12 protein-coding genes and 1 pseudogene are annotated in these 12,889 nt (G+C 65.2%); 4 read left to right on the top strand and 9 right to left on the bottom strand.

The genetic code is table 11. The features are described from left to right. Positions 1–18 precede the first annotated feature (18 nt). Positions 19–939, top strand: coding sequence for a sugar kinase (locus tag CEJ42_RS06815; RefSeq protein WP_088750453.1), 921 nt, complete (start codon positions 19–21; stop codon positions 937–939). A 46-nt stretch (positions 940–985) separates the two neighbouring features. Here CEJ42_RS06815 and CEJ42_RS06810 read toward each other — a convergent pair whose 3' ends face one another. Continuing rightward, on the bottom strand, positions 986–2,344 hold the full coding sequence (locus CEJ42_RS06810) for a tetratricopeptide repeat protein (protein WP_079214378.1): 1,359 nt from the start codon (positions 2,342–2,344) through the stop codon (positions 986–988). Positions 2,345–2,634: 290 nt separating this feature from the next. Further along, complete coding sequence (locus CEJ42_RS06805) at positions 2,635–4,164, bottom strand: aminotransferase-like domain-containing protein (protein ID WP_079214377.1); 1,530 nt, start codon at positions 4,162–4,164, stop codon at positions 2,635–2,637. 174 nt (positions 4,165–4,338) lie between these two features. On the opposite strand from CEJ42_RS06805, the gene CEJ42_RS06800 reads away from it, so the two are divergent. From CEJ42_RS06800 to CEJ42_RS06790, 3 genes are all read left to right on the top strand, one after another. Next, a complete protein-coding gene (locus tag CEJ42_RS06800; protein ID WP_088750451.1) occupies positions 4,339–4,719 on the top strand; it encodes a hypothetical protein in 381 nt (126 codons plus the stop codon). 183 nt (positions 4,720–4,902) lie between these two features. Further along, positions 4,903–6,408 (top strand): sensor domain-containing diguanylate cyclase, encoded by a 1,506-nt coding sequence (locus CEJ42_RS06795; RefSeq protein WP_079214375.1) that lies wholly within the window; start codon positions 4,903–4,905, stop codon positions 6,406–6,408. A gap of 5 nt (positions 6,409–6,413) precedes the next feature. Beyond that, entirely contained in the window at positions 6,414–7,121 is a 708-nt protein-coding gene (locus CEJ42_RS06790) for an alpha/beta fold hydrolase (protein ID WP_088750450.1), read from the top strand. Between the two features lie 172 nt (positions 7,122–7,293). Here the strand turns inward: CEJ42_RS06790 and CEJ42_RS06785 are convergent, their stop codons facing one another. The 7 genes and pseudogenes from CEJ42_RS06785 to CEJ42_RS24430 all read right to left on the bottom strand — a co-directional run. Beyond that, a complete protein-coding gene (locus tag CEJ42_RS06785; RefSeq protein WP_088750449.1) occupies positions 7,294–8,115 on the bottom strand; it encodes a hypothetical protein in 822 nt (273 codons plus the stop codon). A gap of 212 nt (positions 8,116–8,327) precedes the next feature. After that, positions 8,328–8,873, bottom strand: a complete 546-nt coding sequence (locus CEJ42_RS06780) for a hypothetical protein (RefSeq protein WP_207760396.1) — start codon at positions 8,871–8,873, stop codon at positions 8,328–8,330. Between the two features lie 208 nt (positions 8,874–9,081). Beyond that, entirely contained in the window at positions 9,082–9,945 is an 864-nt protein-coding gene (gene pssA / locus CEJ42_RS06775; RefSeq protein ID WP_079214371.1) for a CDP-diacylglycerol--serine O-phosphatidyltransferase, read from the bottom strand. A gap of 69 nt (positions 9,946–10,014) precedes the next feature. After that, positions 10,015–10,659: a phosphatidylserine decarboxylase gene (locus CEJ42_RS06770; protein ID WP_088750447.1), complete on the bottom strand. Its 645-nt coding sequence runs from the start codon at positions 10,657–10,659 to the stop codon at positions 10,015–10,017. Positions 10,660–10,928: 269 nt separating this feature from the next. Next, the gene (locus tag CEJ42_RS06765) at positions 10,929–11,432 is read right to left on the bottom strand and encodes a vesicle formation protein (RefSeq protein WP_237772459.1); all 504 of its coding nucleotides are present in this window, start codon (positions 11,430–11,432) and stop codon (positions 10,929–10,931) included. A gap of 108 nt (positions 11,433–11,540) precedes the next feature. Further along, positions 11,541–12,311 (bottom strand): SIMPL domain-containing protein, encoded by a 771-nt coding sequence (locus tag CEJ42_RS06760; protein WP_088750446.1) that lies wholly within the window; start codon positions 12,309–12,311, stop codon positions 11,541–11,543. A 463-nt stretch (positions 12,312–12,774) separates the two neighbouring features. Beyond that, positions 12,775–12,889, bottom strand: a pseudogene (locus CEJ42_RS24430) (ketol-acid reductoisomerase); the annotation flags it as partial.

Genomic DNA, 12,889 nt, shown 5'->3' with positions numbered 1-12,889 from the left:
GAACGCACAGCAACGAACATGAGCAACAAGATCCTCGCCTACGGCGAAGCGATGGTGGAATTCAACCAGAGCATCCCGGCGCCGCGCAATTACCTCGAAGGTTTCGGCGGCGACACCTCCAACTTCGCCATCGCCGCCGCCCGCCAGGGCGCCGATTGCGCCTATATCAGCGCCGTGGGCGACGACCATTTCGGCAAGAGCCTGCTGGACCTGTGGCAAGCCGAGAAGGTTGGCACCGAACACATCGGCGTGGCCGCGGGCGCACCGACCGGCATCTATTTCGTCACCCACGACGACGCCGGCCATCATTTCCACTATCTGCGCGCCGGCTCCGCGGCCAGCCGCTATACGCCGCAGCAGCTGCCGCTGGCCGCCATCGAACAGGCCCGCGTGCTGCACCTGTCGGGCATCAGCCTGGCCATCAGCGAAAGCGCATGCGATGCCGGCCTGGCGGCCATGGCGCATGCCCGCAAGCATGGCGTGCTGACCTCGCTGGACACCAACCTGCGGCTGCGCCTGTGGCCGCTGGAGCGGGCCCGCGAGAAGATGACCGAGGCTTTCAAGCTGTGCGACATCTGCCTGCCCAGCTGGGAAGACGTGTCGATGCTGACCGGCCTGGAAGACCGCGACGCCATCGTCGACCTGCTGCTGTCCTACGGCGTCAAGCTGGTGGCCTTCAAGCTGGGCCGCGAAGGCTGCTACGTCGCCACGCCTGAAGAGCGCCGCATGGTGGCGCCCTACCCGGTCGAGGCGCTGGACGCCACCGGCGCCGGCGACTGCTTCGGCGGCGCCTTCGTGGCCGAACTGGTGGCGGGACGCGATCCCTTTGCCGCCGCGCGCTACGCCAATGTGGCGGCGGCGCTGTCGACCACCGGCTACGGCGCGGTCGAACCTATTCCCACCCGCCAGAAAGTCGAAGCCGCCCTGAAGGCGGCCTGATTCACTGCAATTTCACTGCACTGACAACGGACAGGCCCGCGCCGCACTAGGCGGCGGCCTGCTCCGTCCGCCTGGCCACGAACAGCATCCCCGCCACCGACTGGCGGATCTCCTCGCGCAGCACCTGCTCGCTGTCGTGCACCACTTCCATTCCATTGTTCTTCAGGTGCAGATGCACATAGTCGCGGCTGTGCCGGTAGCGGCCGCTGGCGTGCAGGCAAAAGCCTGAAGGCGCAGCATCCTGCGGCGTCACCGCCTCTACCGTGAAGATGAAATAGCCGTCCCGGCGCAAGGCGCCGGCGACGTTGCGAAACACGCCGGCCAGGTCGCCGAAATAGATCATCGTGTCGGCCGCCGTGACCAGGTCGCAGGACGAGGGATTGCGCGACAGATAGTCGCCGATCTCGGCTTTTTCCAGCTGTCCGTAGTGACCGGTGGCGGCCGCCTTGGCCAGCATCTTGGCGGCCAGGTCGACGCCGGTGATTCGGTGCGAGAACGGCGCCATGTAATGGCCGCACAGGCCGGTGCCGCAGCCGATGTCGATCGCCTCGAACTGGCGCGCCGGCTGCGCCACCAGGCCCAGCCCTTCGCCGATCAGGCGCGGGCCGCGGTAGCCCAGGCTCTCCAGCAGGTTGGATTCGAAGGTGTCGGCGTAGCGGTCGAAGTGGAATTCGATATAGCGGTCGGACGCGCGCTCAGGCACGTCGGCCTGCGAGCAGGCGGCCAGCATGTGGGCCGCGACCGGATTGTCGGGCTCCTCGGCCAGCCAGGCGCGGTAAGCCTCGGCCGCCTCCGGCAGGCGCCCCAGGAAGTAGAAGGAGATGCCCAGCATCTCCTTGGATTTGCCCTCCAGCGGCGGCAGCACGTAGGCGCGGCACTGGTAATGGGATGCCTGCATCTTGTCGCCGGCGGCGTCGAAGATGCTGCCCAGGTGCAGCAGGGCCGGGACGAAGTCGGCGTCGATGTCCAGCGCGCGCCTGAAGGCGTCGGTGGCCTCGGCCGTCTTCTGCAATTGCAGTTGCGTCGCGCCGAGGTTGTTCCAGATCGTGTGGTCTTGCGGCGTGATGGCCAGCGCGTCGGCGTAAGCCTGTTCGGCGTCTTCCATCCGGCCCAGCGCGAACAGCACGTTGCCCAGGTCGTTCTGCCAGCCGGCATTGTCGGACTCCAGGGCGCAGGAGAGCATCAGCTTCTCCACCGCCTCGTCGTGGTGCCCGGCCTGGTGCAGCCAGATGCCGTAGTAATGAAGCGCGACCGGCTGGATCGGGTCGTCTTCCAGCACCGCCTCATAGATGGCGGCGGCTTCATCCAGCCGGCCTGCCATGTGGGCGTCGATGGCCTGCTGCAATTGCGCAAGCTGCGTCGTGTTGTCGTCCGTGGGCGATTGAAGGGGTTGAGGCGATTGCATAGCGTAGTCCCGATCCGAAGAAGCGTGTCCGATGCCGCATGCCTTGCCGGCGCATGGGCCCGCAACAGCGCTGCTAGTGTACAGCTTCTTTACATTGTCTTTACCAGTGTTAGCGAGATTTGGCATCGGGACAATGCCTGATTCTTTCGAATCCATGCCCAAAGTTGCGTCAAACGGGCGTCATCGCAGGTAAGCCAAGGCAATCCCGCATCAAGGCGTGTTGCCCCCGGGCGCCGCACATGAAAAAGGCCGCCCGCGGGCGGCCTGGACGGCAGGGAGACGGCGGCAGCTCAGCCCGCCGCCAGCATATGGCCGATGCGCCCCAGCTGGCGCAGCGCCTGGTCCAGCTCGCGCGTGAACGGGTGGCCGCAGCAGATGCGCAGGAAATGGCCGTAACGGTTGGAGTTGGAGAAGATGGCGCCGGGCGACACCCCCACGCCCTCGGCCAGCGCCAGCTCGAACAGTTGCTGGGAGCAGATCTGCGCCGGCAGTTCCACCCACATGCCGACGCCGCCGTTGGGCACGTTCAGGCGCGTGCCCTCGGGGAAGTAGGCGGCGATCGATTCGGCCATCCGCTCGCGCTGCTCCTTGAGCAACTGGCGCAGGCGGCGCAGGTGGCGGTCGTAGCCGGGACTGGCGATGAAATCGGCGGCGGTGACCTGGGTCCACTCCTCGTTGGCGCGGGTATGGGTGAACTTGAGCATCTTCACGCGCTCGTGCCAGCGGCCGCCGTTCATCCAGCCCAGGCGCATGCCGGGCGCCAGCACCTTGTTGAGCGACGCGCAATAGATCACGTTGCCGCTGCGGTCGCGGCTCTTGAGCGAGGATGGCGGCGCGTTGCCGTCGGCCAGCTCGGTATAGGCATCATCCTCGATCAGCGGCAGGCGCAGTTCCTCGCACAGGCGCACCAGCTTGTCCTTGCTGGCGTCGGGCATGATGCAGCCCAGCGGATTCTGCAGGTTGGGCACCACCACCACGGCCTTGATGTTGCCGTAGGTGCGCACCGCCAGCTCCAGCGCCTCCGACGAGATGCCGGTGTGCGGGCTGGTGGGGATCTCCAGCGCCTTCATGCCCAGGTTTTCCAGCGCCTGCAGCAGGCCGAAATAGGTCGGCGACTCCACCGCGATGGTGTCGCCGGGGCCTGCCACCGCGCGCAGCGCCAGGTTCAGCGCCTCGATGCAGCCGTGCGTGACGACCACCTCGTCGGCGTCGATGCGCATGCCGGCATTGAGCGCGCGGCGTGCGACCGCCTGCCGGAAGGTGTGGTTGCCGTTGTGCGGCATGGCGCTGGTGAGCAGCTCGGGCCGGTCGCGCAGGGCGCGCATGGCGGCCTGCTTGAGCGTATCGACCGCGTACAACTCGGGCGCGCAGGTCATGCCCGACAGGTCGATGGCCGGCGCGCTGGCCTGGCGCTGGGCGATGTACTTGGAGACCTTTTCATGGATGCCGACATATTGCGCGGGGTCGATCGCGATCAGGCTCTTGGGCTCCTGCACCGGCCGGATCGCCGAGCGGCGCGGCTGGCGCACGAAATAGCCGGACCGCGGCCGCGCCTCCAGCCAGCCGCCCTCCTCCATATGGCGCAGCGTCTGCAAGGCGGTCGAGAGGCTGACCTGGTGCTGGCGCATCAGGTCGCGCACCGACGGCATGCGGTCGCCGGCCACCAGGGTGCCGGCCTGGATCGCGCCCTGGTAGTGCTCGGCCAGGCGGCGATACAAGGGCATGCGCTCCTGTTCGGGCGCGACGGGAGGAACGGCCGTCGGCGCAGGACGGGCTCGGGTGACATCGGGGGCGTCGGAAATGAGCAGGCTGGTATCCATAACAGCATCATGTTCTGGGGGCAAAAACCAGAACAGATACAGAGTATTCGAAAAGAAACGATAACAGATTCAAAAACTGCCGGCTGTTACGATGCAGCCCGATTTTTCCTGTGCCTGTTGCACTTTTGCCGCCATCCCTAGACTGCAAGCGTACCCAACAGACGGAGAAACCTCATGCAAAGCCCATGGCAAGCGCCCCTTCCCGAACTCCAGCCCGCCGCGCAGACGATCCGCCTGGCGCGCGGCCAGACCATGCAGGTCTGGCTGGCCGGCGGCAGCCAACTGGTCTGCAACGGCGCCGCGGTGCGCGTCACGGAAGCCCCACAATGGCTGCTGTCGCAACTGGTCAGCCGCCGCAACGAGCTCGGCGACGGGCAGGCGATCGCGCTGGAACACGGCGGCTGGGTGGAAATCCATGCCCCGCAGGGCGGCGAAGTCCTGTGCATGAAGCCGGTGCCGCCGGGCTGGCAGCGCTCGCTCGGCTCGCTGGCGCGGCTGCTGATGCGGGGATGGCGGGGATGGCGGGGATGGCGGGTGTCGGCGGCGCGCCACTGAGTCACCGGAAACGGGGGGCAGATGAAAAACCGAACCGGCGGCCCGGGCTTTGCGGTCGTCAAGTTCGGTAAATTCCTGCTTCCCGTCAACAAAACCGCACAAATTCTTCGAAACAATATTGGAAGATGTGCAGATGTTTCCGTAAAACCATTACACTTCCTCATCCCTCCACGATGAAGTGTTATGCAGAACGACCATCCCTCCGGCAGCATGCCCGCCTCGCCCGCCAAGATCCTCGCCTTGTCGGAAAAGGAAACCTTCGACCTCACGCCGGTCTCCCTCTGGAAAGAAGACTACAGCGGCCTCAAGCAACTGTTCAGCCAATGGCGCGCCCAGGGCGTCAGCGACCTGCGCGGCTGGCTATTGGAAGATCATGCCCGCGCGCATGCCTGCGCGCGCCAGATCCGGGTGGTGGACGTCAACCGGCGCACGCTGGAATGGTATGAGGCGCGCGACCTGGAGCACCTGGTCGCCAATCTCGACAAGGTCTTCCGCGACGACATGATCGAGACCTTCATCGATGAGATGGTGCAGCTGTGGGAAGGCCGCCTGAACTTCTCCAGCTACACGGTCAACTACACGCTGGGCGGCAAGCGCCTGGACATCCAGCTCTCCGGCCGCATCATGCCCGGCAGCGAAGAAAGCTGGGACTACATCCTGCTGGCCATCGAGAACGTCACCGAACGCGAGACCGCGCGCAAGAAGCTCTCGCGCAGCGAAAACTACGCGCGCGGCCTGTTCGAATATTCGCCGATCTCGCTGTGGGTGGAAGACTTCAGCCAGGTCAAGCGCCTGTTCGACGACCTGCACCGCATCGGCATCACCGACTTCCGCACCTTCACCGACGTGCATCCCGAGTTCGTCGAGCGCTGCATGCAGGAGATCCGCGTGATCGACGTCAACCTGCAGACGCTGTCGATGTTCGGCGCGCCGGACAAGGCGACGCTGCTGTCGCGCCTGTCGGACGTGTTCCGCGACGACATGCGCCATCACTTCAACGAACAGCTGATCGAGCTGTGGAACGGCAACCTGTTCCACCAGCGCGAGGTGGTGAACTACTCGCTCAACGGCGAGCAGTTGCACGTACACCTGCAGTTCTCGGTCTTCCCCGGCTACGAAGACAGCTGGGGCCTGGTGCTGGTGGCGCTGACCGACATCACCGCGCGCAAGAAGGCCGAGGCCTACCTCGAGTTCCTCGGCAAGCACGACGAGCTGACCAAGCTGCACAACCGCGCTTACATGGTGGACGAACTCAACCGCCTGGAGCGCAAGGGTCCGTTCCCGATCAGCGTGATCGTGGCCGACCTGAACGGCCTGAAGGAAGTCAACGACGAGCTCGGCCATGCCGCCGGCGACGCCCTGCTGCGCCGCGTCGGCGAAGTGCTGGCCAAGGCGGTCGAGCGGCCGTGCAGCGTGGCGCGCACCGGCGGCGACGAATTCGCCATCCTGCTGCCGGCCACCGACGAGCGCGGCTGCCTGCTGCTGATCGAGCAGATCCAGAAACTCATCGACGTCAACAACCAGTACTACTCGGGCGTCACGCTGAGCCTGTCGATGGGCGCGGCCACCGCCGAACCGGGCGAGCGCCTGGAACACGTGGTGCAGCGCGCCGATGCGCTGATGTACGAAGCCAAGCGCCAGTACTACGCCAACACGCCCGGGCTGGAACGCCGCCAGCCGATCGACTGACGCGCATGCCCGCCCCGACGCGCACTGACTCGGCGCTGCAGGCCGGCGCGGAAACGCTGGCCTGCGACCTCATCACCGCGCCCGGTTGCGGCGCCGTCTCCACGCTGTTCCTGCACGGCGCCGGCCAGAGCACGCGCCAGCGCCAGTGGCCGCTGCGCGAGACGCTGGCGCAGCACGGCCATGCCAGCGCCGCGATCGACTTCTCCGGCCATGGCGACAGCAGCGCGCTGTTGCCCAACTCCCTCGCCAAACGCCTGGACGAAGCGCAGGCGGCACTCGATCGTCTCTGCGACGATGGCGCCGCGCGCACCGTGGTGGGCGTGAGCATGAGCGGGGAAATCGCGATGCGGCTGGCCTGCCGCCCAGGCAACCGGATCGGACATGTGGTGACCATCGTCGGTGCCGTCTACGACGGCGCGGCCTTCGCACTGCCCTTCGGCCCGGACTTCAGCGCGGCGCTGCGCAGGCCTGGCAGCTGGCGCGACGCCGAATCGTTGCGGATGATCCGGCAATATCCCGGCCGCATCACGCTCGTGCGCGCGCTGGAAGACAAGGTGATTCCGGCGGAAGTCGCCGACCTGATCAGGGAAAACGCGCATGCGGCATCGGCATGCCGCATCGTCGACCTGCCCGGGATCGACCATCGGGTCAGCGAACGCAGCGCGCAGGATGAACACCTGCGGCGCAGCCTGGCGGAATTGATCGCGGGCTGAAGTCCTCCGCCACGCGGCCGCACGGAGCTCTTCCGCGCGGCGCTCCTCTTTGGCTTCAGCGACTCTTGTCCCAGGCAAGCCGGAATCTCGCTGCCTTCATCATGCGGTGGTGTACCACCAAAAGCGCAGAACGCGCTCCCGCGAACTCACCCAATCCATATCACGCTATCGATCAGGCCGTCACCGACAGCAACGCCCCCGTCACGCCCTGGGCAGAGATGTCGCGGCTGATGGTATCGGCCAGGTCGGGGTTGGCCTGCAGCACCTGCGCCAGTTGCAAGGCGTAAGTGGTATCGATGCCGGCATAGCCGCCGCTGACGTCATACAGGCTGGCCGTGGACGATGGCGCCGCCGCCAGGCCCGACAGCACGCCGGCGTAGAACACGCCGGAAGCCTCATTGGCGTTCAGGCCCGCGTTGGCGGCCGTGGTAGCGGTGGTGTTGCCGGACTGCGCCGCCTCGGTGGCAGCCTGAGCATCGGCGGCGTCCTGTGCTGCCTGGGCGTCGGCCGTATCCTGGGCGGCTTGCGCATCTGCGGCGTCCTGGGCGGCTTGCGCATCTGCGGCGTCCTGGGCGGCTTGTGCATCCGCGGCTTCCTGTGCGGCCTGCGCATCGGAGGCCTCTTGCGCCGCCTGGTCTTCGGCCGCCTGCTGAGCCGCCGCCTGTGCGGCCTGCGCCTGGCTGGTGGCGATGGTCTGGGCCACGGTGTTGGCGGTATTGAGCGCCACGGCCGTATTGAGCAGGCCGGCCGGATTCAACAGTCCTGATGCGTTGTAGGTCAGCGGTTGCTGCGCCAGCAGGTTGGCGTTGGACAGCGACACCACGACCGAGGCGTCGGCGGCCAAATTGACGGCGTTCTGCAGCGCGGCCTGGTTGACTGAGGTGGAAGAAGGATTGTTCGCCGTGCTGGTAGCCGCGACGGCAGAGTTCACTGCGGTCGCGGTGAGATAGGCGGACGTCAGCGCGTTCAGGTTGTTGCTTGTATCGATAGCCATGATCAGGACCTCAACAGTTCGTGGATGTCGGCGGCGCTGCGGGCGGCGGCATGAAGCTCATCGCCGGCCTTTCGCACACTCTTGATCAAAGCCTAGAAAAGATCGCGCACCGCAACAAGCTGAGCCGGACGCGGTTTGCGTAAGCAAATGCTACAAACGTGCAAAAAGAGAGATTGTCTGACAGGCCGCCGGCCCGTATGACTACGGCAGACTCAGGCGGTGGTGGAGAACAGCGCGCCGACGATGCCTTGCGTGGCGACGTCGCCGACGATGGTGTCGGTCAGGCCGGGATCGGACTTGAGCAGGGAAGAAAGCTGTGCGCTAAGGCCGCTGTCGAGCCCGGTGAATTCGCCGGCGCCGTTGTAGATGCCGGCCGTGGTCGGGTCGGAAGTGATGCTGACCAGGATGCCCTGGTAGAGCGACTGCGTAGCCTGGTCCTGGGTGATGTCGGTGGAGGTAGTGCTGGCCGTGCCGGCGTCGACGATGGAATCGAAAACGCCCACGGCGTTGTAGGTCAGGCCGCCGGCCGTGCCGATGGTGTTGCCGAGACTGACGATGACCGACTCGTTCGACGCCAGCTGCACCGCCTCTTCGACGGCCACGGGATTGTCGGCCGAGGCCACCACGCCGCCCGAACCGCTGACCTGCTGCGAGGCCGCGGGTTGGGCTGCAAGACCCGACGAGGCATCGTAGCCGCTGCCGTAGGCCGCCGTATTGCCGAGCGAATTGGACGAGTTGAGCGAGGTGTCGATAGCCATGTGAATCGCCGGAGGGTCGGCCCGGAAAATGAAGAGCTTCCAGTCGAAAGTCTAGGAAAAAATTCCCGGCTCAACAAGGCGTTTTGCGCTTGTTTTCCCCTTTGCCGGCCTACGCCGTTGCCTGCAAACAAAAACGCCCGCAAGGCGGGCGTATTGTCAGCGTAGGGTCAGGATTTTGTCAGTTCTTTGAGCCCCGTCCGGTCTCGGATCAATGGCCGTCGCCGTGCTCATCCTCGGTCTGCACAATGCTCACCGGCTTGCCCTTGACGCGGCGCCAGGCATACACCGCGTAACCCGACAGTCCATACAGCACGAACAGGCCGAACAGCACCTTGGACGGATCGCTGGAGATCACCACCAGCAGGACCACCACCAGCAGCGCCGCGATGAACGGCACCGGCTTGCGGAAATTGACGTCCTTGAAACTGTAGAACGGCACATTGGTCACCATGGTCACGCCCGCGTACAGCGTAATCACCCAGGCGGCCCAGCTGAGGTCGGTGCCGGCGAAGCGCAGGTCGTCCATCAGCCAGACGAAGCCCGCCACCAGCGCCGCCGCCGCCGGGCTGGGCAGGCCCTGGAAGTAGCGCTTGTCGACCACGGCGATATTGGTGTTGAAGCGCGCCAGGCGCAGCGCGCCGCCGACGCAGTAGACGAAGGCCGCCAGCCAGCCCAGCTTGCCCATGCCGCGCAGCGACCACTCGTACACCACCAGCGCCGGCGCGGCGCCGAAGGACACCATGTCGGACAGGCTGTCGTACTGCGCCCCGAACTCGCTCTGGGTATTGGTCATGCGCGCCACGCGGCCGTCCAGGCTGTCCAGCACCATGGCCACGAAGATGGCGATGGAGGCGTAGTCGAACTTCAGGTTCATCGCCATCACGATGGCGTAGAAACCGCAGAACAGCGCGGCGGTGGTGAACGCGTTGGGCAACAGGTAGATGCCGCGCGACCGGCGGCGCGCCACGCCCTGCCCGGACTCATCCAGCTGCGCAGAATAGGCCTTGGGCCCGCGCAGGGATTTCGGGAAGGGAATGCCGCCTTTGGCTTTGCGTCGTCGGAAAGTTGCCATCGATGTTTATTGTTTGATATTGCGGTAGATCCGATGGGCGTCGCGCCGCGACGCCCGCTTCCGGTGTGATCAGAGTTCGGCCAGAATGGTTTCCGTCGCCGAGACCTTTTCGCCCACGGTGACCTTGGGGGTCGCCGTCAGCGGCAGGTACACGTCCACACGCGAACCGAAACGGATGAAACCGTAGCGCTGACCGCGCGCCAGCGTATCGCCGGCCTTGACGTAGCACAGGATGCGGCGGGCGATCAGGCCGGCCACCTGCACGCAGGTGACGCTCTGGCCGGAAGTGGTGGTGATGGCCAGCGCGTTGCGCTCGTTTTCCAGCGAAGCCTTGTCCAGGTCGGCGTTGACGAACTTGCCGGGGAAGTACTGCACGGTTTCGATCTTGCCATCCACCGGCGCGCGGTTGGAGTGCACGTTGAACACGTTCATGAACACGCTGATCTTCAGCGCCTCGCGATCGGTATAGGGATCATGCGCGCGCGCCACCACCACGATGCGGCCATCCGCCGGCGACAGCACTGCGTTGGCCTGCTGCGGGATCACGCGCGGCGGATCGCGGAAGAACTGCAGCACGAACAGCGCGATGATCCAGAAGGGAATGGACCAGCTGCCAAACAGCATGGTGACCAGCAGCGCGACGACCACGGCGATCGTCAGGAACGGCCAGCCTTCACGGGCGATAATGGGATGGGGATAGTGGTTATTGTTCAATGTTGCTCCAATGATCGCGGAATATTCGAAAGTAAAAGCGTGCCTATTCTAGTCCAGCGCCCGCCAAATGCAATGAAATGCGGCGCTGTACTGCGCTGCGAAGGGCTTTTGCAGGGGAATTTACGATTGTGCGGGCCGAATCGCCCCGATAAGCATGCGGCAAGCCGTCATTGCGACGCCTTTGCCACCTTTTCCGGGGTATTTCAGGCGGTTTGCGGCGCGCCCGGCCGCCTGGCGAAAGCCGCCGCCGATGGCAGCGCCGGCCCCGCTCAGTTGCGGCCGAACGACTTGATGAACGAGAACTTCAGCTCATTGCGCGAGAGCCCGGCCTTGGCGCCGGTCAGCTGCATGCTGCCGATCATCACCAGCGCCTGCGCATCGGCGTAGTCGAACCCGGTCACCTCGAGTTCGCGGCGCAGGTTGCCCTGGCTCTTGTCCTCGGGCTTGTCGTTGACGATGCCGGGGGCTTCCTTCTCCAGCGGGGCGCAAGCCTTGATCTCGCCGACCATCTTCTGATAGGCGCGGCCGAGGTCGGCCGGCGTGGCGAACTTCCAGACGCAAGCGTAGCCGTCGGAGTTGCCGCTGATCGTGCAGCTTTCGGCGCCGTCCAGCATGAAGTTGGAACCGTAGACCTTGTCGTTGCGGTCCTTCTTCCAGCCGTCGAAATGGGTCTGCGCCTGCGTGTTGATGGCGCGCATGTCGGCGCAGATGTCGGCGTGCGCCAGGTTGATCGACAGCAGGCCGGCGGCCAGGGATACGATGATGTTCTTCATTGCCCGCATGACGGCCCCGAAAACGAAAAAGGAGGCCGATTATAGCCTCCCTTCCCTCTCGCCCTCAGGGCGCTTTCATTTCCTGACAGTTGTCAGGGTCGCCAAGACCTACTTGAAGCGAACCTTGCCGACCAGGCGCATGCTCACGGTCGACTCGCCCGGCTCGAAGCTCGGCTCGGCCACCGAAGCGGCTTCCTGCGCCATGTCCGAGCGCATCATTGCCATCTTGGCCATGGGCGCCGCGGCGGGGGCGGCATAGTTGCCGGAGCCTTCGAAATCGACGGTCTCAAGCACGGCGTCCGCCGGCGAGCGATGCATCGAGGCAGAGATGAAGCCCACGCGCTCCTCAAGATTCTTGTAGGTGGCGTCGAACAGGGCGGCGTCGAGCTTCTTGGTGGCGGCCGGGCTCAAGCCGAATTGCAGGCCGTTCAGGCTCAGCAGGCTCTGCGCCGACGACACCGTCTTGGGCAACTGCGCCAGGTTCTGGGTGGTCATGTCGAGGTATTGGCCGACGCGCCAGCCCACGATCGGGCGCGCCTTGGCCGGTTGGCGCGGCTGCTGCGCCGTCACCGGCTGGGGCTCGGCGTAGATGGCATAGGTGTAATAGCCATAGCTTTTCAGCGTGGCCTGCGGATCCTGGCGCTTCAGGGCATCGATACCCTGCTTCATCTTCAGGTTCACGCGCGAGGCGGCGGCGGTCTTGTCCTTGTCCTGCTCCTCGACCTGCAGCGTCACGCGCGCCTGGTCATTGGGCACGCTCAGCTCGCCGGTGGCGGGCACCACCACGGTGGTGCCGGTGGTTTGCACGGACTGGGCCTGGGCGGCAATACAGGCGGCAGCGAGGGCTGCGCCGAGCATCAGTTTGCGGGAAGGTGTCATGTTGTCCTCTTTTTCTGGTGTCGTAGAGAGGCGCCGGTGAGGCGCTGCGGAATCTCGGATCCCGGCACTTCGACGGGAAGCCGGGGCGTTTGGTTCTTCCCCAAGTGCAACAAGCGGTTACGGTGGATACAAATCCCGGGTCTGTTCGCGACGGATGCTGCCACGTGCTATGCGCGGCAGATCAGGCAGCTTCTCATTGTCCGGCATCCCGAGGGAAACGTGGCATCGTGACGATTGATCCGCGGCCTGGGAGATGCGGAGAAAGCCGCTGAATCCCGGCCTGCGCCATGGTGACGCACAGGAGAGAACTTGCATCCCCGGCTGCTCGAGATCACCCATCGAGTGTCGTTGCAGTGCAGGTCGGAATCCGGTGTTTTTCCCCACGCCTTTCAGCCGTTCCGGTGCAAAAGAAAAAGGACGCCGAAGCGTCCTTTTCCGTACCAGCGATGCAACAAGAACAATCTTAGTTCTTGGTCTGGTCAACCAGCTTGTTTGCCTTGATCCACGGCATCATGGCGCGCAGCTTCTCGCCCACGACTTCGATCTGGTGCTCGGCGTTGATGCGACGACGCGACAGC

This window comes from Herbaspirillum robiniae, from assembly GCF_002213415.1.
GTDB lineage: Bacteria > Pseudomonadota > Gammaproteobacteria > Burkholderiales > Burkholderiaceae_D > Herbaspirillum > Herbaspirillum robiniae.
Note: the sequence above shows the minus strand (reverse complement) of the source record. Positions and strands in the feature narration are given on the sequence as shown.